Below are 23,577 nucleotides of genomic sequence, written 5' to 3'. Positions count from 1 at the left end.
TTTACACTGCTAAATTATTGTTGATTTTTGTTTAGTTGTAAAAAGCTGAAAATCAACAAATTAAATTTATGGCACGCATATAGTATAGAGAATGGCATACCAATTAAGAAATGAACAAAAAAATTAAAATAACGACACTTTTACTATGCTCCATTTGGGCATCTGTTTTTGCACAAGAGCGTTGGACGTTAGATGAATGCGTTTCCTATGCGCTGGAACACAATTTACAGCTGAACGATTTTAAATACACCAATCAATCTAATAAGGAAACCTACAGACAATCGGTTCGTAATTTGTTGCCTTCGGTAAATGCATCATCTAGCTATCTTGTGAATTATGGTAGAGCGGAAGATCCAAATACGGGTACATTTGTAAATCAAGATTTCTATTCCAATAATTATTCTTTAGAATCTTCTATCGATTTGTTTCAGGGATTTCAGAAAATCAATGCTATTAAGGCTTCAAAATTATTGTTCAAGGCAACGGAAGAAGAAGTGCTTCAGCAAAAATACTTATTGGCATTTAGGGTCATGCAGGCTTTTTATGATATACAGTTTTTTGAGGGTTTGGTAGAAATTTCAAAAGAACAACTAACGGTATCACAAACAAATTACAACTTGGTAGAAAAGCAGGTGGAATTAGGTTTAAAAGCAGGTGCCGATCTTTATGAAGCAGAGTCTTTATTGTTGACCGATAAATTGAACGTAACACAAAGTGCCAACCAATTGGCATCGGCAAAGCTGGCCTTGATCCAAGAAATGAATTTAGAGAACACTTCTGAAATTGAAATAGCTAAAGAATTGCCAGAAGTTGAGGTTGCGGAAATAGAAATAAAGTCTGATGCCGTATACACAGAAGCCCGAGAGTTTTTACCATTGCTAAAAGCACAAGAGTTAAGAGCTAAAGCGGCAAAAAAGCAGGTAGCGGTTTCTAGAGGTAGACTGTACCCGTCGCTTTCATTTTTTGCCGGTATTGGCACCGGTTATTTTGAGACCACAAGAGACACATTAGGTAATACTTTACCTTTTAGACAACAGTTTAGAGATAACACTTCTCAATACTGGGGAATAAATTTAAGTGTACCTATTAGTAACGGTTGGTCGGCAAGATCGCAGGTGAAACAGTCTAAAATAGAAAAGTTACGTGCCGAGAATAATTTAAAAACACAAGAACAAGAATTGTTTCAAACCATTCAGCAATTAGTGCAAGATTATAATTCTTTAGTGGTTGAGTTGGTACAGAGCAATCAAAAAATGGAGGCGCAGAATTTAGCATTCACCATAGCACAAAAAAGATATGAAAAAGGCTTGATAAATGCCTTGGAACTGTTTACCGCCAAAAATTTATACGCCAGTGCACAAAATGAAAATTTACAAGTGAAATTGCGATCAGAAATCAATAAAAGCACATTGGATTTTTACAGGGGATTACCAGTTTTCAATATAGATTAGTATTAAGTAAATAGTATTAAGAGGGAGATTTAATACGAACAACGAACAAACGATTACCATGGATATAAAACTAGAAAAGAAAAAAGGATTAAAACCAAAACACTACGGCTATATTGCCTTAGGCGTATTGCTATTATTTGTTGGCTACCAACTGTTATTTGCCAGTTCGGTATCGACCTTTAGAACAGAAAAAGACAAGCTGTCAATTGCCGCGGTTTCTGATGGTAAGTTTGATGATTACATTACTATTAATGGTAACGTAGCACCAATAGCCACTATCTATATGGATGCCTATGAAGGTGGGCGTGTAAGTGAGAAATTAATAGAAGAAGGTGCCATAGTGAAGAAAGGCGATATCATCTTGAAGTTGGAGAACATGAATTTGTATGAGCAGATTTTGGCAAGCGAAAGTAACTTGGCATTAAAGCAAAATGATTTGCGTTCTACAAAATTGAATTTCGATTCTAGACAGGTAGAAGGAAGAAAATCTTTGGCAACGGCAAGTACAGACCTGCAACGCTTAAAAAGAAATTACGAACAGAACAAAGCATTGTTCGATGAGGAATTGATTTCAAGAGAAGCATTTCAGTTATCCAAAGAAAATTATGAACTGTCCCAAAAACAGTATGAGATCGTAAAATTGCAGACAGAGCAAGATGATGAATTACGAGAAACATCATTAAGAGGCTTGGATACCGATTTGGCGCGTATGCAGAAAACTTTAGGTATGGTGTACCAAAGGTTAGATCACTTAAATGTACGAGCTCCTGCAGACGGTCAATTGGGATTTTTAGATGCGGAAATCGGTCAGAGCATTTCACAAGGGCAACGAATAGGTCAAATCAACGTGTTGACAGATTATAAAATTGAAGCGGATATTGACGAACATTATATTGATCGTGTAAAGAGAGATTTAGTGGCGGTTTTGGAGCGTAATGGTACCGAATTTCCATTGCGATTGCGAAAAGTATATCCGGAGGTAAGAAACGGAAGATTTAAGGTTGATTTGGTTTTTACCGATAACAAACCAGAGACCATTCGTTCGGGTCAGAGCTACAATATTAAATTACAATTAGGCGAATCTAACGATGCATTGTTATTGCCAAAAGGAAGCTTTTTTCAAAGTACGGGCGGACAATGGATTTTTGTAGTAAATCCTGATGGTGGAGAAGCCATTAAAAGAAATATTAGAATAGGGAAACAGAATTCAAGATACTATGAAGTATTGGAAGGCTTGGAACCCGGAGAAAAAGTAATCACCAGTAACTACGATAATTTCGGGGAAGCTGAAAGAATCGTCTTAAAATAAAAACTGTCACATCAGAAAATTTTCGATGTCATTATAACAAACAAAAAACGAAGGAATATGATAACCATTACAAACCTAAAAAAGAGTTTTAGAACAGAAGAAGTAGAAACCTTGGCATTGAACAGTGTCAACCTAAAAGTAGAAGATGGCGAATTTGTTGCCATTATGGGTCCGTCCGGTTGCGGTAAATCTACCTTGTTGAACATTATTGGAATGCTGGACAACCCTACGGAAGGCAGTTACAATTTTGCGGGCAATGAAGTAGGCGGATTAAAGGAGAGCGAGCGTACGCAACTGCGTAAGGGAAATTTAGGTTTTGTATTCCAAAGCTTTAACCTTATAGATGAGTTAACCGTTTTTGAGAATGTGGAGCTACCCTTGATCTATTTAAAAATGGGTAAAGCAGAACGTAAGGAAAAAGTAATGAAAGTATTGGAGCGTATGAAAATAGCACATAGAGAAAAGCATTTTCCGCAGCAATTATCTGGTGGTCAACAGCAGCGTGTGGCAATATCAAGAGCAGTGGTAACCAACCCAAAATTGATTCTTGCAGATGAGCCAACAGGTAATCTAGATTCCAAAAACGGTATAGAAGTAATGAATTTGTTAACGGAACTAAACCAAGAGGGAACCACCATAGTTATGGTAACGCACTCAGATAGAGATTCGCACTACGCGCACAGAGTAGTCAATCTATTCGACGGTCAAATAGTAACCGAAAGTCAGAATAGGGCAATCGGTGCTATGATGTAGTGCCCCAAAAAAGGGTATGAAAAAGAGTTTATTCATCAATCATTTATCAATTCCGTTCACTGAGCGGAGCCGAAGTGAAGACAACTAATCAACCAAAAACCGAACCAACGCAACCTATCCCTTAATCACGGATAATAGAATATCATCAATCAATCACCAAACCAATTCCCCTCCTTCGGAGGGGCTAGGGGAGGAAAAAACAAAAATCATGTTCAGAAACCATCTTAAAATTGCTTGGAGAAGTATTAAAAAGGATACGCTATTTGCCACCATTAAAATTGGTGGCTTTGCTGTTGGTATAGCGGCTTGTCTTTTAATTGCATTGTTCATTAACAATGAAGTAGGTTATGATCGGCACTATGCAAAAAAGGACCAATTATATAGGGTAGTGTTAGAGGGCATGTATAAAGGTGAGGTGATGAAAAGTACGCACTTTCAATTGCCTTTTGCCGAAACCTTACAGAACGATTTTCCAGAAATAGTAAAGGCTGGGAAAATTAATACCATTGGCATTTTTGGTGCAGGCAATCGTGGTTTTCGTTTAGCAGGGGCGTCTCAAAATAATCTGGAAACAGGTTTTGTACTTGCTGACCAAGAAGCTTTTGAGCTTTTGGAAGTGGAGCTGCAACAGGGTAATCCAAGAACGGCATTGGCAAACCCTAAAAGTATTGTCATATCAGAATCCAAAGCGGCTAAGTATTTTAATGGAGGTAAAGTAGTGGGCGAGACCATTATTTTAGATAATGACCAGACCAAACCTTATACGGTAACCGGGGTGATGAAAGATGCTCCAAAAAACTCACATCTAGCCTATGATTTTCTGTTGCCCATAGAGGATACCAATGCAAACTGGACCAACCAGAATTACTTTACCTATGTATTGGTAGATGACCATACAAACGTGCAGGAGTTAGAGCAAAAAATGGTTTCTATTGTTGAAGATTATATAATTCCCGCTCAGCGAGAACGTGGGCGTGCACCAGATTTTATTGAAGTATTGAGAACCATGAATTATAAACTTCAGCCCATAACCGATATTCATTTGTATTCGGATATTAAAATGGCAGATGGTTTAAAGCATGGCGATATTCGTTTTGTTTGGCTTTTTGCTGCCGTTGCCGGTTTTGTACTATTGTTAGCGGTCATCAATTTTATAAATCTATCTACTGCAAAATCTGCCAATAGGGCAAAAGAAGTAGGGTTAAGAAAAACCATAGGTGCCTATAAAAGCAATTTGGTAACACAATTCATGACCGAATCTGTGTTGTACAGTTTTGTATCCTTTTTACTGGGTGTAGTATTGGCTTGGGCGTTATTGCCGACGTTCAATAACATGGCATCAAAAACAATAGAAATGCCATGGTCGGCATGGTGGTTTGCTCCGATAATAGTACTATCTGCTCTTTTGGTAGGGGCTTTGGCAGGATTATATCCCGCATTTTATTTATCGGCTTTTAAACCGGTAAATGTTTTAAAGGGAAGTCTTAGTATTGGTAGTAAGAGTGGCAAATTAAGAAGCGGACTCGTTATTTTTCAGTTTACAACTTCGGTGATTTTGATTATAGCTACGTTGATTATTTACCAACAAATGGATTTTATACTTCAAAAAGAATTGGGCTATGATAAAGAACACGTGGTACTACTTGAGGGCACAGGTATATTGGGTGATAGCGCTGAAAATTTTAAAGAACAATTACTGCAATTACCACAGGTAAAGTCAGCAACCATATCTAACTATTTACCTGTTGATGGCGGTAGTAGAAACGGAAATACCTTTAGAAGGGAAGATGAAGGAAATGAAGGCAGGGGCATACCCGCCCAAATTTGGAGGGTAGATTACGATTACATTAAAACCTTGGGAATTACGGTAAAAACCGGAAGAGATTTTTCCAAACAATTTGCGTCAGATGCTTTGAACTCCATCATCATAAATGCCAACATGCAAAGAGAGTTGGGCTTGGAAGATGCCATTGGTAAAGAGATCAATAACAACGGACAGATGTTCAAAGTAATAGGTGTAATAGATGATTTTCATTTTAAATCTTTAAAAGAGGATATCTCTTCCTTGTCTTTGGTAATCGGTAAAAATTTAGGGACCATTTCGCTAAAGTTGGAAAAAGGTAATGTGAATGAGGCATTGGCATCTATAGCAACGGTCTGGGATAAAAATGTCCCCAGTCAAGCAATAAACTATAGCTTTCTAGATCAAGAATTCAGTCGTATGCATGATGATGTAGAGCGTATGGGTAAAATATTCAACAGCTTTGCACTATTTGCCATATTAGTAGCCTGTTTAGGTTTGTTTGCACTATCTGCCTTTATGGTAGAACAACGAAAAAAAGAGATCAGCATCCGTTTGGTTTTAGGGGCGCCATTCAAGAGTATTTATAAGCTGCTTACCCTAGATTTTATGAAACTGATCGTTATTTCTATTGCCATTGCCATACCTGTTGGGTGGTATTTAATGAGCCGTTGGTTAGAAGATTTCGCCTATCACATTACAATTGGTTGGGGAATATTCTTAACAGCTGGATTCATTGCATTGACCATAGCTATTTTGACCATTAGCTATCAATCTATTGGAGCCGCATTGATACAGCCATTAAAAAGCTTAAGGAAAGAATAATTGTCCCATCCCCAACCCTTCCCGAAGGGAAGGGAGTAAATAATAATCACCAATCCTTTACCCCTCCTTCGGAGGGGCTAGGGGAGGAAAAAACGAGAATCATGTTCAAAAACTATATAAAAATCGCCTGGCGAAATCTATGGAGAAATAAAGGCTTTAGCGCAATCAACATATTTGGGTTGGCCGTTGGTATTACTTGTGCAAGCCTAATTTTTCTTTGGGTGGAAGATGAGGTAAATTTCGATAGTGTTTTTCCCAAACAAGATTTGGTCTATATGGTACCTACTAACCAAACCTTTGAAGGTGAGGTGTACACTTTTTATGCCACTCCCGGACCGCTGGCTAAAGACTTAAAAAACGAAATACCAGAAATTACAAAGTCCTCTACTACTTGGGGTGGGGAGATCCTACTTACGGATGGAGAAAATAGAATCAACAGATATGGTAGATATGTGCAACCTGATTTTTTGGATATTTTCAGTTTAACATTTATAGAAGGGGAAATGAACACTGCTCTGTCTAGACCAGATGGAATAGTTCTGACTCAAGAAACGGCATCTACAATTTTTGGTACGGACAAAAAAGTGCTGAACCGTGTATTGAAAATTAACAATGAATATAGTTTTACCGTTACCGGAGTTGTTAAAGATTTACCCAGGAACGTAACGTTTGGTTTTAATTGGCTTTTACCATTCGAAAGATTTCAGCTAGGAGAAACAGATATGTCTTGGACCGAGGAATACGGTAATAATTTCGCAGATACCTTTGTAGAACTTGCACCTAATTCCAATTTTAAGGAAGTAGATACTAAGGTAAGGGGTATGATTGCCTCAAAAAGGTCTGATGATGATGAAAACCCTAATGTGGCTTTCCTGCATTCTATAAAGGATTGGCATTTACGTTCAGATTTTAAGGAAGGGAAAATAGTTGGCGGACAAATTAAATTGGTGTGGTCATTAGCATTTATTGCATTAATTATTCTGTTGATAGCCTGTATAAACTTCATGAATTTGTCAACGGCGAGAAGCGGAAAAAGAGCCAATGAAGTAGGTGTAAGAAAAGTATTGGGGTCCAATAAGAGAAGATTGGTTGGTCAATTTATGATTGAATCGGTCATTTTGGCAAGTATTGCCGCTATTCTGAGTATTGTATTATTGGTAATATTACTACCATCCTTCAATATTTTAGTTGAAAAACAGATAGAATTAAGGCTGTTCCAGCCCCTACACATGTTTTCCCTTTTGGGCATAACATTGGTTTGTGGCCTTTTGGCGGGTTGGTACCCTGCCCTTTATCTCTCCTCTTTTAGACCTGCTTATGTACTTAAGGGAATTGGTAAAAGTCAAGGCAATGCCACTATGATTCGAAAAGGTCTTGTAATTACTCAATTTATAGTTTCTATAGTTTTTATTATTAGCAGTATTATAATTTATCAGCAAATACAACATGTTAGAGCCCGCGATGTAGGTTATGAAAAAGAAAGATTGGTCAATGTACCGATCAATGGAAACATGATAGATAAGTTTGATCCCATAAAGGAGTCTATGATTGCTTCTGGTACGGTAGAGGATGTTGCGTTAACGAATACGAATATGCTATCTAGCGGTAATAATGGGTCCGGTTTAAGTTGGCAGGGAGGTATGGATACAGATGATGTACTTGTAAGGTTTAGATATGTAAGTCCAAATTTTATGAGCACTGTAGGTTTAGAATTGCTTGAGGGGCATGGTTTTAATGATAATAGCGCTGTAGATAGTACCAATATTATTATAACCCAATCCTTTGCAAAACTGATGGGGGATAATAGTGCACTGGGTAAAACGGTTATGCGCAATGATATTAATTATGCTGTAATAGGAGTGGTCAAAGATTACCTATATGGCGATATGTATGGCAATGGAAAAACTGGGCCCGTCATGTTCTTTAACAACAATGAGTATGCAAATAGCATGTACATAAAAATAAAGCCAGAATCTTCAAGACAGAATGCATTGACCGCTATAGAGAATATTCTAAAAGAATATAATCCTGCTTTTCCTTTTGAGTATCGTTTTGAAAACGATTTGTTTAATTCTAGGTTTAGAAACGAAGTATTGGTTGAAAAATTGGCAATGATATTTTCTATTCTGGCCATTATTATTTCTTGTTTAGGATTATTTGGACTTGCGGCATATACTGCAGACCAGCGTAAGAAGGAAATTGGTGTTAGAAAGGTGTTAGGGTCAAGTGTTTCCGGAATAGTAAAACTACTCTCCAAGGACTTTATGGGCTTGGTTATGATAGCACTTTTAATTGCAGTGCCAGTAGCTTGGTGGTTTATGCATAACTGGCTAGAAAGTTTTGCCTATCGCATAGAGATCAATTGGTGGGTTTTTGCTATTGCAGGGTTTGTGGCCATTTGTATAGCATTGTTAACAGTAAGTTTTCAGGCAATTAAAGCCGCTATGGCAAACCCCGTAAAAAGTTTACGAACGGAGTAAATAATAATCACCAATCCGTTCCCCCTCCTTTGGAGGGGGCGGGGGAGGTAAAAACGAGAATCATGTTTAAGAACTATATAAAAATCGCTTGGAGGAATTTAGTAAAACATAAAATATTTACTGCCATCAATATTATGGGGCTTTCCATAGGTTTTGGTAGCGCTACCTTGATCTTTCTTTTTATAAATTACCACTTGTCTTTTGATAAATTTCATGATAATGTTGACCGTATCTATAGAATGAATACTGAAATGCACAGAACGGATGTTTCCTATGGATCGTCTGTTCCCCCGGGTTTTGCAAAAGTATTTAGAGAAGATTTTGCCTATGCCGAACAGGTAGCCAAAATTGTTGACCGAAACGGAATGATTTTGAATGTGGAACAAAATGGTTCGATTAACAAATTCAAAGAGGATTTGTTTTTTGTGGAAGAAGACTTTTTTAAAATTTTTAATTACCCACTTTTAGATGGCAGCAATAACATCAGTATTTCACCACCAAACACCGCGGTAATTACAGAAACGAAGGCTTTAGAATTATTTGGAACTATTGATGTTGTGGGGCAGTTATTTGTTTTAGACAATACTACGACAATTGAAATTACAGGAGTACTGCAAGACCTGCCCAAAACAACGTTTTTAGAAGGAGATATATTTATTTCGTTTCAAAACTTGGAACCCTTTTTTGATTTTGCTGCGGGCGAATCTTGGGGCGGAACAACAAGTAATTTGCAGTGCTTTTCTCTTTTAAAGCCCAATCAAGATATAGCGTCTATTGAAGCTGCACTTATCCCACTTCCTGAAGAACATAGACCTGGCTATAAGAATAAACACGTATATAAATTACAAACCTTATCAGATATTCATCTAAACGCTGATTATGGAGGACTAAATCCTGTTTTTTTAGTGGTGTTTGGAATTATTGGGCTGTTCTTGATTGTAATAGCGTGTATTAATTTTATAAACATTTCTACAGCTCAAGCCTTTTACCGGTCTAAAGAAATAGGAATTAGAAAAGTATTGGGCAGTTTTAAACAACACCTTTTTTGGCAATTTTTATCGGAAACTTTTTTAATAAGTCTGATTGCTATGATACTAGGAATAGCCGCTGCAATAATTTTCCTTCCATCATTTAATACGCTTTTTGAAATTCAATTGACACTTCAAAGTTTGTTAAGCTATCAATTTGTAGGTTTCTTATTTGTCACTTTAGCTTTGGTGGCATTCCTATCGGGGAGTTACCCCGGAATATTGATGTCTAGAATAGTTCCGGTATTAGCATTAAAAGGAAAGTTAAACCATAATGACACCGGTGGTTCAGCTACTCGAAAAGTATTGGTAGTTGCCCAATTTGTAATATCCATAGCACTTATTGTAGCAACATTGGTCATATCAAAACAAATTGATTACGCTACAAAATCTGATTTGGGTTTCGACAAAGAATCTATAGTAATGTTAGAAGTGGCTGATGAGTTGGATCCAGAACAATTCTCTAGCTTAAAAGAACGTCTGAAACAAATTGTTGGTGTGCAAAAGGTTACCAATTGTTTAAGTAGTCCTGGTGCGGAAGAACATGATTGGGGTACAAGTGTAACGTACAACAACCGTTCTGAGACCGAAGAATTTAGCATTCAGGTCAAAGCTGCAGATGAAGACTATATCAATACATTTAATATTCCGTTGGTGGCCGGTAGAAATTTCTTTAAAGCCGATTCGATTACTGAAATGCTCGTCAATGAAAAATTTGGTAGAAATGTCGGGGTTTCAAACCCCGAAGAACTTTTGGGCAAAGCAATAGCAGTAAACCGGGGTAGAACTAAAGCTACTATTGTTGGTGTAGTAAAAGATTTTCACGATAGGAGTTTTACTGATGACATAAGTCCCATAATTATTGCCCCAAACACCGATTGGTACTCCGAAATTGCCGTTAAAATAAATCACTTAAATACAAAAGAAACTTTAGAACAGATAAACAAAGAGTGGTCTAACACCTTCTCAGATAACATATTTGAATACCGATTTTTAGATGATCGTGTTGCCGAAATGTATGAAACCGAGCAACGGTATTTATCATTGTCTAAAGCATTTTCAACCTTGGCTATTTTTATTGGTTGCTTAGGGCTATACGGTTTGATTCTATTTTTTGTAACACAACGTACCAAAGAAATTGGTATAAGAAAAGTATTGGGTAGTAATTTATCTAGTATTCTAACCTTGTTCTCTATTGACTTTCTTAAACTTATTTTAATTGCGGGAGTCGTTGCCACACCAATCACCTGGTATTTTATGAATAAATGGCTGGAAGGATACACCTATAGAACAGAGGTCAATTGGTGGTATTTTCTTTTTGCCATAGGTATTATTATGCTGATTACCCTGATAACGATTAGTTATCAAACCATTAAAGCAGCAAGAGCTAACCCCATCAAAAGTTTACGAACGGAGTAGTGTAAAATCATCAATCAAAATACGAGAACCATGTTTAAGAACTATCTAAAAATCGCTTGGAGAAACCTAACTAAGAATAAAGGCTATTCAATTATTAATATTGGCGGACTAGCAATTGGCATGGCTTGTTTTTTAATGATTTTAATGTTCATTAACAATGAGCTTTCCTATGATAAGTATCATACAAAAGGCGATCAAATTTATAGAGTGGTACACCATATGGGATCGAGCGATGTAAAAGATAAGTGGATTTGGGGAAATGCACCTATAGGAGCGGCTCTAAAAGAAGATTTTTCTGAGGTAATTGAAAAAGTACAGTTTTCAGGTAGGTCGGATGTTTTGTTGGAATACAACTCTAATTCTTTTCAAGAGAGTGATTGCTTCTATGTGGATGCTTCGGTCTTTAATGTTTTTACCTGGCCATTACTTTCGGGGAATCCTAAAACAGCTCTAGAAGCACCATATTCTGTGGTGTTGACAGAAAGAACGGCCAAGAAGTATTTTGGTGATGAAGATCCAATGGGTAAGGTTATGGAAGGTGTTGGCGGTAGAGCCAATGATGGGCAATATACCGTAACCGGTGTCATGAAAGATGTGCCCAAAAACTCGCATTTTAATTTTGATGTTTTACTCTCTATGAGTTCGTTTTATCAAACAAGACCAAATATTTTTGAGTCTTGGGGATATGTGGATTTTTATACGTATTTCTTGGTAAACGAAAATTTTAATGTAGAAGATTTTCAATCAAAAATGCCTGTGTTTTTAGATAAACACCAATCAGAGGAAGATAAGGAATATTACTACGATGTAGCATTTGAACCGTTAAAGGACGCCTATATGAATTCAGATGCTGCTCGCCAACCTGGTATAGTTGGCAGCCTGCCCAACATCTATATTTTTGGTGTAATAGGCTTGTTTATACTTATCATTGCCAGCATCAATTTTATGAATTTGGCGACTGCAAGGTCTATGGAACGTGCCAAAGAAGTAGGAGTTAGAAAAGTTATTGGTGCCGATAAAAAAGGATTGATTTATCAATTTTTGGGTGAATCATTGGTAATGGTATTGATATCTGCTTCCATAGGGTTATTACTTGTTTTTGTGTGCATGCCGTGGTTATCGAATATTACAGGTAAGCAGTTTATAATAGGTGATATCTTTAGCTCTTATATGTTGCCATTATATTTCGGTACGGCAATTATTACCGGTTTATTTGCGGGAAGCTACCCTGCATTTGTTTTGTCGGGATTCAAACCTGCCAGTGTTTTAAAAGGACTGATAAGTTCCTCTCCGCAAGGGGTGAACTTACGTAAAGGTCTGGTAATTTTTCAATTCAGTTTATCTATTGCATTGATAGCAAGTACGGTTATCGTTTATTTTCAACTAGGTTTTATGTTGAACAAAAATCTTGGGTTTGACAATGAGCAACAATTGGTCATCGATTATAATTGGGACGGTGAAGTTTTGGATAAGATAGAAACCGTAAAAAATGAACTTAAAAGTTTGCCGGAAGTAACATCTGTAGCTAGTTCGCGCACAGTGCCAGGAGGTCATTTTCCGGCTGCCGGAACAGAGATAGAAACATTTGAAGGCAGTATGGAACATTTTGAGCCATTTTTGTATGAAATAGATTTTGATTTTATACCACATTATAATATTGAAGTAGTAGCGGGCAGAGCGTACTCAAGGCAATTTGTTTCAGATTCGCTAAGTGCTATGGTCGTAAATGAAGCTGCAGTAAAATCATTTGGTTATGCAGACCCTTCTGAAATTATTGGTAAAAAATTTCAGCAATGGGGTCGTGAAGGAACCATTGTAGGGGTCGTTAAAGATTTTAATTACATATCCCTACATCAAGAAGTAGCTCCGCTATCCATGCGTTACTCTCAATATGGAAGGTATATTTCCTTAAAGGTAAAGACAGATGATATGCAGCAGTCTATAGCCAATATTGAGAAAAAATGGGCAACTTTAGCACCACACAGACCATTTTTGTACAGCTTTTTAGATGATAGTTTTAATGAACAGTACCAAGCGGATTTTAGATTTAAAAAGCTGTTTACCCTATTTTCTTTTTTAGCCATATTCATAGCGTGTTTGGGCTTATTTGGCTTGGCAACGTATAGTGCCATGTTGCGAACCAAAGAAATAGGTATACGAAAAGTATTGGGAGCAGAAGTTTCTAGCATTGTCACATTATTATCAAAAGACTTTATAAAGTTGGTCATCATTGCAATTGTAATTGCAACACCATTTGCATGGTATGCTATGGATAATTGGTTGAATGTTTATGCTTACAAGGTAGAAATCAACTGGTGGGTGTTTGCCTTGGCAGGTATTATGGCGGTAGCCGTTGCTATTATAACAGTAAGCTATCATGCCATTAAATCTGCACGGGCGAATCCTATCAAAAGTTTACGTACGGAATAAAACTTTATTGTAAATAATTTAGACACATTTTGTCCAAATATTTGACACTTTGTATTTTATCTTTAAATATAAATGACTGATAATCAATATTTTGAATTAATGGCATGAAATTAGAATTTGATGAGTCGTAATCAAGCACCAAAAAACGAGAACCATGTTTAAGAACTATCTAAAAATCGCCTGGAGGAGTTTAAAGAAGCAAGCCTTTTTCACTTTTCTAAATACATTCGGACTAGCCATTGGTATGGCTGGGGCATTAATTATATCGCTGTATATCTACGACGAACTTAGTTATGATAAAATGTTTGCCGATGCAGATAGAATTTATCGCATAGATTCTGATATAAAATTTGGTGGAGCAGAAATCAAAGCTGGTGAAGCTGCCGCACCAATGGCAGAAACCTTAAAAAGAGATTATCCGCAAGTAGAATCTACTGTTCGATTCAGAACCGTAGGTAGTGCATATGTAAAAAAAGAAGGAGGAAACAGAAGTGCCAAAGAAAACCATATCACTTATGCCGATTCTACCATGTTTGAATTCTTTGGGATAGAGTTGCTCGCAGGTAATGCAAAAACAGCATTAACGGGCACCAACTCCTTAGTGTTGACCAAAACGGCAGCCGAAAAGCATTTTGGTGCTACAGATGTCATTGGTCAGAATCTACTGTTGGATAATACAGATACGTATACGGTAACCGGTGTCATTGAAGATATGCCCAAAAATTCCTATTTCAATGATTATAGTGTGTTTTTAGCAATGGCGGGCAACGTAGCATCTAGAGAAGACAATTGGGGTGGAAATAATTATTTTACTTTTATAAAACTAATACCGGGAGCATCGGTTGAAGATTTTCAAGGACCCTTGCAAGACATGTTAGAACGCTACATGTTGCCATGGGCACAGAAATATTTTCCAGGGATGACGGCGGAGTCGTTTGCAGCATCGGGCAATTATATTCGATACCATACTATGCCCTTGACCGATATTCATTTACATTCAGATAAAAGTTCGGAAATGAGTGCAACGAGCAGTATTCAGAATATCTACATTCTTTCTTTTATTGGGCTGTTCTTGATCATATTGGCAAGTGTTAATTTTATGAATTTGTCTACGGCTCATTCGCTAAAGAGAGCCAAAGAAGTTGGAGTTAGGAAGACTTTGGGGTCGAATAAATTGAATCTTGTTTTTCAGTTTTTAACCGAATCAGGTTTAATAGCATTTGTGTCTTTGTTAGCGGCGTTATTAATATCAATGATAGCATTGCCTTTTTTCAATAGCTTCACGGGTAAATCAATTGTAATACCGTTTACTCAGCCCTTGTTCTGGTTGGCGTTATTAGGGGCAACATTTTTACTGGGATTATTTTCGGGCAGTTACCCTGCATTTTTTATGTCAAGATTTACAGCTGTTAAAAGCTTAAAAGGTAGTAGTGCAGAAAGTGTAGGTAATGGTAGGGTACGTAATGCCTTGGTAATCTTTCAATTTTCAATTTCGGTATTTCTCATCATCAGTACCTTGGTTGTATTTCAGCAATTAAATTATATACAGAACAAAGATTTGGGCTTCACCAAAGACCAAGTATTGCTAATAAATGAAATGGGAGCATTGGGGTCCAAAACGAAGACGTTTAAAGAACAGATTGCGAACATGGGTTTTGTAGAGAGTGCTACGTTGAGCAATTATTATCCAACGCCATCTTGGCGATCAGACTCTTCATTCTTTGAAGAGGGTTCCAGAGATCAAGAAAGTGCCATTCAAATGCAAGAATGGGCCGTAGATTCCGATTACCTAAAAACTATGGAAATGGAAATAGTTGCCGGGCGCGATTTTAATCCAGCCTATGCATCGGATTCCACAGCCATTATAATCAATGAAGCTACGTTACCTATTTTAAATGTAACGGCAGAAGAAGCTTTAGGTATGCGGATATCTGAGGAAATAGATCAAGAAAACCCTACATATTATACCATAATTGGAGTGGTTAAAGACTTTCATTATAGAACGCTTCGTACCAATATTAGTGCATTGGGAATGCATCTAAACTCAGATGCAGAAAATATGGCGGTAAGAATGAACGGTGGTAATTATGCAAACAATATTGCAGCTATTGAGAGTACATGGAATGCTATGGCACCAGGGCAGCCATTCGATTATCGTTTTATGGATGAAGCCTTCAACACCACCTATGAAGCGGAACAAAAATTGAGTCAGATATTTTTCATTTTTACTATGCTGTCCATTTTTATTGCTTGTTTGGGATTATTTGGATTAGCTGCCTTTAATGCCGAAAAACGAACAAAAGAAATCGGTGTTAGAAAAGTGTTGGGAGCTACTGTAAGTCAAATTTCTTACCGGCTTACGGTAGACTTCCTAAAATTGGTAGGGGTGGCTATTTTAATCTCCCTGCCCATAGGCTGGTTTGCCATGAATAAATGGCTTGAAGATTTCTCGTACCGTATAGATATGGGTATTGGCGTATTCTTGCTGGCAGCTATTCTTGCCATTATCGTAGCAATTGTAACGGTAAGCTACCAAAGTATAAAAGCGGCAATTGTAAATCCGGTAAAAAGTTTACGATCGGAGTAGTTTTGGAAAATGACATACTAAATCTCGTTTTTGCATTGATGGTATTGGTGTAACATTCTCATTTTTAAGCAGTCTTTGTAAATATATTGTACATCTGTTGTCAAATTATTTTACACCTTAAATAATTTATTTTGTTGTAAACAACTGATAAACAATATTTTAGTAGTGTGGCACGAATTTGGTTTTACCTTTTAGGTCATCAATCAACAATCACTGTTTAGTACCAACTAAACATCAATCAAAAAACGAACGATCATGTTTAAAAACTATCTGAAAATAGCCTGGCGAAATCTTCTAAAGAACAAAGGATATACCATTATCAATGTTGGAGGTCTAGCTTTGGGAATGGCAGTTACCTTAATCATAGGGCTGTGGATCCAAGACGAACTTACGTATAACAGCTATTTTAAGAATAAGGATAGTATAGCGCAAGTGTTTCAATCGCAAACTTTTAATGGGGAAACAGGTACGGGTCCTGCAATACCTAGACCTTTGGAAAAAGCACTAAGAGATGGTTATAGCGATAATTTTAAGCACCTGATCATGTGCTCTTGGACCAATGACCATTACTTAAAATATGGTGATAAAAGCATATCCAGGCCTGGTAATTATATGCAACAAGCGGGACCTGAGTTATTTGGCTTAAATATCATAAAAGGAGAAAAAGACGGACTAAGGGAAATCAATTCTATAATGTTGTCCCAGTCTACTGCTGATGCTTTATTTGGTAGTGAAGACCCAATAGGTAAAACGGTGACCGTTAGCAACGAACATAAACTAAATGTAAGCGCGGTTTATAGTGATATACCGGTAAATAATTCCTTTAACGATACAGAATTTATTATTCCTTGGGAAAAGTATTTGGCAGTTAATGAGTGGATTAAGAACGCAGAGGATTCCTGGGGGAACAACTCCTTTCAAATGTTCGTGGAGTTGGCAGACAACACTACTATTGAACAAGTAACGGATAGAATAAAAAACGTAAAAAAAGATTTAAACGAAGATACGGCTCAGTTTAATCCGCAGATATTTCTGTTTCCTATGAAAGACTGGTATTTGCGTAGCAGTTTTGAAAACGGAAAGCAAGAAGGTGGGCGTATAAAGTATGTTTGGCTCTTTGGTATTATTGGTGCATTTGTGTTGTTATTGGCATGTATCAATTTTATGAATTTGAGTACTGCACGGTCAGAGAAACGAGGTAAAGAAGTAGGTATTCGCAAATCGATTGGATCGCAGAGAGGTCAGTTGATCTATCAGTTTTTAAGTGAATCCTTCATCGTGGTGTTATTCGCATTTATTGTGGCAATTTTATTGGTTCTCTTATCGTTGAACGGCTTTAACGACCTTTCTAGAAAAGAAATTGTATTTCCTTGGGGCAACGGATTGTTCTGGGGCGCTTCACTGATTTTCATTTTGTTTACAGCATTGCTGGCAGGTAGTTATCCCGCATTATACCTTTCTTCTTTTAAACCTGTTGATGTGTTAAAAGGCACCTTTAAAACTGGAAAACATGCCGGCTTGCCCAGAAAAATATTGGTGGTATTGCAGTTTACGGTATCCGTAGCCTTCATCATAGGTACCGTCATCGTTATGCAGCAGATAAATTATGCCAAAAATAGACCGGTAGGGTATGATAAAGAAGGTTTGATTCAAGTACCTACTTTTAGTCAAGATTTTGTGGGTAAGTATGATTTAATGAGAGCTGAATTTATAGGTTCTGGAGCGGTGGTAGAAATGTCGACTTCAAGTAGCCCTACTACCCGAATATGGTCTAACCGTGGCGGATTTGTTTGGGATGGGAAACCAGAAGGATTTCAGGAGGATTTGGCGTGGACTGAGGTATCTCCGGAATATGCAAAATCATTGAATCTTAAAATAGTTGAAGGGCGCGATTTTTCAAGAGATTTTGCTTCGGATTCCTTAGGGATACTCATCAATGAAACTGCAAAGAAATATTTAGGGATGGAAAACCCTATAGGGCAGTTTTTACGAGATGATGATGAGGAAGACCCCAATCCGCCATTGAAAATTATAGGTGTAGTACAAGATATGATTACCCAGTCTCCTTATGAACCGGTAAAGCAAGGAGTGTATGTGTATGATAGGCATGATAATGCCAGTTATTACAACCTACGATTAAACCCGAACCAAAGCGCAACTCAGAATATTACAACCATAGAAAATGTGTTTAAGGAACACTTTCCGGATATACCATTTGAATATGATTTTATAGATGGTGAGTATGGAGAAAAATTTGCTTCTGAAGAACGTATTGGTACATTATCGGGCGTGTTTACAGCACTTGCCATATTAATTAGTTGTTTAGGATTATTCGGGTTGACCTCATTCGTAGCAGAACAAAGAAAGAAAGAAATAGGAGTGCGCAAAGTGCTTGGGGCATCTATTTTCAATGTATGGAACATGCTTTCCAAAGATTTTTTAAAACTGGTGGTCATCTCTTGTTTTATTGCCGTGCCTATCGCCTATTTTATAATGAACGGTTGGTTACAGGAATATCCTTATAGGGTAATTCTTAAATGGTGGATTTTCGCCTTGGCCATGATGGGAGCCATGTTGGTAACCATAGCTACCGTAAGCTTCCAGGCCATTAAAGCAGCAAGGGCGAACCCGGTAAAAAGTTTGAGAACAGAGTAGTGTAAAATCATCAATCAATCAAAATAATGTAATCATGTTCCATAACAACTTAAAAATAGCTTGGCGAAGTCTAAAAACAAATAGAATGTTCTCGGGAATAAACATTCTTGGCCTCTCTTTAGGTCTTGCCATTACCATCGTCTTATTTTTATTTATCAGTTATGAACGTAGTTTTGATAAAGAGTATGAGCATAAGGAAGAAATTTTCAGGGTTTTGGTTCAAACCGATGAGAGTTATGGAAAAGAAATACTATGTACGGCACCAGCGGCTGTAGCCCCGGCAATTAAGACAGATATACCATCTGTGAAGAAAGCGGCCCGTATTTTAAAGCATGGTTTTGGCGAAACCGCTTTTGTTAAGGTGGGTAATACCAATTTCTTGGAAAAAGAACTTTACTGGTGTGACCCGGAATTGTTTGAGATATTCAACGTTAAGATAATAGAAGGCAGATCGTATAAGGAATTGGAAAGACCCAATACGGTAGCGCTGTCCCAGAGTACCGCAAAAAGGTATTTTGGAAGCGAGGACCCCATAGGAAAAACAATTCTTGTAGACAACGAAGATCAACTGGAGGTTGTAGGGATTTTTCCCGATTTTCCTGCAAATAGTTCAATTTCATTCAATGCTATTGGTTCTTTTAGTTCCACTTTTGCATTTAAAGAACCAAGTTGGGGAAATTCAAGCTTTGAGACCTATGTTCAATTAGACCCGGGTGCTTCTATTGCTACAACGGAGTTGCAAATGCAATCGGTATTGGATAAAAACGTGGACAAAGCGGGGCAGTGGTTTTCCTTGACCTTGCAGCCTTTGGAAAACGTTCATTTATTTTCTGCAGGTTATGTAAATTCTTACTCAAAACATATTGGTGACATTTCGGAAATACGAAATTTAACATTTCTTGCCTTGTTGATATTATTGATTGCCTGTGTCAATTATATGAATTTAATGACGGCAAAATCCCAAAAGCGTACCAAAGATGTTGGTATTAATAAAACATTAGGGGCATCCTCCAAAAGTTTGGTTATTCGTTTTTATGCGGAAACAGGTTTAGTGACCTTAATTTCTCTTTTTATCGGGATTGGAATTTCGGCACTATTGCTCCCGGCATTCAATACCATAACTGGTATGGAGTTAGAAATGTCCTTCTTATTTCGTTTAGAAATGCTAACAGGATTGGTTGTCTTTTGGTTAACAACCACTTTGATTGCCGGTTCTTACCCCGCTTTCTATCTTTCAAAATCTTCTCCAAATGCTGCTTTAAATCCAGGTTCTAATGGGGGTAAGGGAGTTATAAACTTAAGGAAAGGTTTAGTGGTATTACAGTTTGCGGCATCTGTGGTTTTAATTGTGTCCGTAACGGTTATTTACCAGCAATTAGAATTTATGCAGCAACAAAAATTGGGTTATGAACCTGAAAATACAATTGCTGTAACCACAGGCGGAATTAGGGGAACAAGCATTAAACAAACATTGGTCAAGGAATTTAAATCGCTTAGTATGGTTTCAGATGTGGCAATGGCACAGGGGTTTCCTGGTATTTCCGTTAGCGGGCGTACCTTATTTAAAAATGAAAATGATGAAAACGGAACTCAAATAAGTACAAATCATTCAGACGCTCAAGTTATAGAACTATTAAAGCTTAACCTGTTGGCAGGTAAAACATTGCCGTTGGTAAAACAGGAAGGGGATACCCTAGTAGAAGTTGTTCTGAACAAAAAAGCTATAGAGTATCTGGGGTATTCTCCAGAGGAAGCCGTAGGCAAGAAGGTTTTAATTGGAGGTTTTGGTGAAAAAGCCAGAATTATGGGCGTAGTGGATAATTTTAATTATGAATCCCTTCATAGACCAATAGGGGCCTATGCATTCCATAATAATAGAAGTGAGGCTAAATCATTTGTACTTCTACGGGTTAAAGGTGCAGATTTAACGGACACTATGCATCAATTAAAATCAACTTTTGAATCTGTTATTACAGATGCAGCCTTTGAGTATGTCTTTTTAGATAAGAACATGGAACGCCTTTACGCTCAAGAACGTAAAACGGCACTTATGGGTCTTATTTTTTGTGTTTTGGCCATTTTTGTTGCTTGCTTAGGTCTTTTTGGATTGGCAGCTTTTACTGCAGAACAACGTAAAAAAGAAATTGGGGTAAGGAAGGTGCTGGGTGCTTCTGTTTTGGGAATTACACAAATGTTATCCAAGGATTTTCTCAAATTGGTTTTGGTCGCCGTTACCATTGCGTTCCCCATGTCGTATTGGTTAATGAACAATTGGTTACAAGATTTTGCATATCGCGTTACCATTGGCTGGACGGTTTTTGCTTTAGCCGGTATTCTGGCCCTTTTAATAGCACTATTTACAGTAAGTTTTCAAGCCATAAGTGCTGCTTTGGCAAACCCTGTAAAAAGTTTACGAACGGAGTAGGGAATATTCATCAATCAATCAAAATAATTTAATCATGATAAAGAATTATTTTAAAATCGCTTGGCGGAATTTAATAAAAAACAAATTATATTCTGCTATCAATTTAACAGGATTGACAATGGGCATGACCTGTTTCATCCTAATTGCGTTCTACATTCAATTTGAATTAAGCTATGATAAACATCATGATAAAGCCGATGACACCTATCGCATTCTAAGCCAACAATTTGGCAATGAATTTCAAGGCACAGATTTATTTGCAGTTACTCCCTTGCCATTGGGCAACGCTATGTTAGAAGATTTTCCAGAAACGCAACTAAAAACTGCAATTGAAAGTCGCGCTGCTATTCTTAAAAAAGGTGAAGTTTCGTTTTTTGAGCAGGGTATTATTACAGAACAAAGCTTCTTTGATGTTTTTAATATTACTGTTACATCTGGTGTTGGAAAACAAGCTTTACAAAACCCAGAGAATATACTTCTGACGGAATCTTTGGCGAATAAACTTTTTGGAAGTGCCAGTGCATTGGGTCAAACTGTTTTTTTTGACCGTGACAAACCTTTTACCGTCAAAGGTATTGTGGCAGACCCACCAGAAAATCAACATGTTAAATATGCTTTTATTGCTTCTTTTGGTGTGGATCAAAATTATATTCAAAATCTTGACCTATGGGATTCTAATTGCTGCCATACTTATGTTACTTTAGAATCAGGTTCTGACGCGGTAGCGCTTACTGAAAAGCTTACAAAATATGATAAGTTAACGGGTCCAAAATATAAAAAATTTGGTTTACAAACTCCAAAGTTTATTCTACAACCGTTAAAAGACGTGCACTTATATTCTAATGCGAATATGGAACTTAGTCCGACTAATTCAGTGCGTTACATTTATTTATTTAGTGCTATCGCTTTGATAATTCTTTTGTTAGCAGCCATTAATTATATGAATTTGACTACGGTTCAATCAGCCCAAAGAGCTAAAGAAATTGGAATGACCAAAGTTTTAGGTGCCAAAAAAAATCTGTTAGTAGCGCAGTTTTTAGGGGAGTCTTTTCTGTATACCCTTATTAGCTTCATAATGGCATTTGTATTCGCCATTCTATTGCTTCCCTTATTTAATGATTTACTTGATAAGAATATTACTTATGAATTGATAGGTAATCAATGGTTTTTAATATCCATGCTTATTCTTGCCATAATTATTAGTGGAATGTCAGGACTTTACCCTGCAATATTTCTTTCTAGGGTATCTCCTATTAAAGCAATTCAGGGTGACTTTTTTAAAAATGTTAAAGGCTCCTTGTTGCGAAATGGACTGGTAGTTGGGCAATTCGCTGCGGCTATCATTCTAGCAATTGGTAGTGTTATAGTTTATCAGCAACTGCAGTTTGCCCAAAGTAAAAATCTGGGTTATAATCGACAACATGTAATTCATGTACCCTACGGTCAAAAAGAAATTGGTGAAAAAGAAGATGTAATTAAAAAGGAGTTGTTAAGTCATCCAAAAATAAAAGAAGTTTCTGTAAGCAATCAAATACCAATAGGCTCGCAAAACCAAGGCCCAATTAGTTACTGGGAAGGCAATAATACCAAGGAACAATTATTTGTTTATCGAAGTTATGTGGACTACGATTATATGGATCTTTTTGAGATGGAAATAGTTGAAGGGCGAAAGTTCTCTGAGCAGTTTGCAACAGATGAAAAAGAGGCATACATTATTAATGAGTCGGCTGTAAAGGCATTGGGATGGAAAAATGCTGTTGGAAAAAAGTTTGATGAGGGTGTCGTAATTGGAGTTGTCAAAGATTATCATTTGCAAAAATTCGATTTAGCAATAGAACCAATGTTTCTGAAAATGAGGCATAATTGGCAGAAATCATTTGGCGAAATTATTATGAAAGTCAATACAGAGAACTTTGAGGAAACTAGAAATTTTATAACAAAAAAATTAAATGCCTCGGTACCATCAGTTCCTTTTGATGTGCGATTTTTAGACGAAACCTACGCACAGCTTTATACTAAAGAAAAAAGATTGGGAAAAATGTTTAACATTTTCACTTTCATGGCACTTTTTATTGCTTGTATGGGCTTATTTGGTTTGGTTTCACATGCCGTTTTAAAACGAACTAAAGAAATCGGAATTCGAAAGGTTTTAGGTTCATCTACCTTTGCTATTGTATCACTTATATCAAAAGATTTTTTGAAACTAATTTTAATTGCACTGTTGGTAGCAAGCCCAATTGCCTATTATTTTATGAATAGATGGTTGCAAGATTTTGCCTATCAAACCGAAATCAATTGGTGGGTTTTCGCATTGGTAAGTATCATTGCTTTGTTTATCGCATTTATAACTATAAGCCTTCAAAGTATAAAGGCCGCTATCTCTAATCCCGTGGAAAGCCTGCGCTCGGAATGAA

Annotated in this window: 11 protein-coding genes; all 11 read left to right on the top strand. The window is 37.1% G+C overall.

Annotated features, from left to right (window positions below; genetic code table 11):
- Positions 1 to 110: 110 nt before the first annotated feature.
- A complete protein-coding gene (locus ABVM52_RS05795) occupies positions 111 to 1,451 on the top strand; it encodes a TolC family protein (protein WP_405384463.1) in 1,341 nt (446 codons plus the stop codon).
- A gap of 58 nt (positions 1,452 to 1,509) precedes the next feature.
- Positions 1,510 to 2,760 (top strand): efflux RND transporter periplasmic adaptor subunit, encoded by a 1,251-nt coding sequence (locus ABVM52_RS05790; protein WP_405384462.1) that lies wholly within the window; start codon positions 1,510 to 1,512, stop codon positions 2,758 to 2,760.
- 57 nt (positions 2,761 to 2,817) lie between these two features.
- The gene (locus ABVM52_RS05785; protein ID WP_058104953.1) at positions 2,818 to 3,513 is read left to right on the top strand and encodes an ABC transporter ATP-binding protein; all 696 of its coding nucleotides are present in this window, start codon (positions 2,818 to 2,820) and stop codon (positions 3,511 to 3,513) included.
- Positions 3,514 to 3,721: 208 nt separating this feature from the next.
- A complete protein-coding gene (locus tag ABVM52_RS05780) occupies positions 3,722 to 6,139 on the top strand; it encodes an ABC transporter permease (RefSeq protein ID WP_405384461.1) in 2,418 nt (805 codons plus the stop codon).
- 101 nt (positions 6,140 to 6,240) lie between these two features.
- Positions 6,241 to 8,619 (top strand): ABC transporter permease, encoded by a 2,379-nt coding sequence (locus tag ABVM52_RS05775; RefSeq protein ID WP_405384460.1) that lies wholly within the window; start codon positions 6,241 to 6,243, stop codon positions 8,617 to 8,619.
- Between the two features lie 62 nt (positions 8,620 to 8,681).
- Positions 8,682 to 11,066, top strand: a complete 2,385-nt coding sequence (locus ABVM52_RS05770) for an ABC transporter permease (RefSeq protein ID WP_405384459.1) — start codon at positions 8,682 to 8,684, stop codon at positions 11,064 to 11,066.
- 30 nt (positions 11,067 to 11,096) lie between these two features.
- On the top strand, positions 11,097 to 13,496 hold the full coding sequence (locus ABVM52_RS05765; protein WP_405384458.1) for an ABC transporter permease: 2,400 nt from the start codon (positions 11,097 to 11,099) through the stop codon (positions 13,494 to 13,496).
- 154 nt (positions 13,497 to 13,650) lie between these two features.
- The gene (locus tag ABVM52_RS05760) at positions 13,651 to 16,083 is read left to right on the top strand and encodes an ABC transporter permease (RefSeq protein WP_405384457.1); all 2,433 of its coding nucleotides are present in this window, start codon (positions 13,651 to 13,653) and stop codon (positions 16,081 to 16,083) included.
- Between the two features lie 255 nt (positions 16,084 to 16,338).
- Entirely contained in the window at positions 16,339 to 18,738 is a 2,400-nt protein-coding gene (locus ABVM52_RS05755) for an ABC transporter permease (RefSeq protein WP_405384456.1), read from the top strand.
- 34 nt (positions 18,739 to 18,772) lie between these two features.
- Positions 18,773 to 21,163 carry an ABC transporter permease gene (locus tag ABVM52_RS05750; RefSeq protein ID WP_405384455.1) on the top strand — a complete coding sequence of 797 codons (2,391 nt, stop codon included), beginning with the start codon at positions 18,773 to 18,775 and terminating at the stop codon, positions 21,161 to 21,163.
- Between the two features lie 34 nt (positions 21,164 to 21,197).
- Positions 21,198 to 23,576 carry an ABC transporter permease gene (locus ABVM52_RS05745; RefSeq protein ID WP_405384454.1) on the top strand — a complete coding sequence of 793 codons (2,379 nt, stop codon included), beginning with the start codon at positions 21,198 to 21,200 and terminating at the stop codon, positions 23,574 to 23,576.
- Position 23,577: the final 1 nt, after the last annotated feature.

Origin of the sequence: Maribacter sp. LLG6340-A2, from assembly GCF_045057105.1 — a bacterium.
Lineage (GTDB): Bacteria > Bacteroidota > Bacteroidia > Flavobacteriales > Flavobacteriaceae > Maribacter.
The sequence above is the reverse complement of the archived record's forward strand: the minus strand, read 5'-3'. Positions and strand labels throughout refer to the sequence as shown.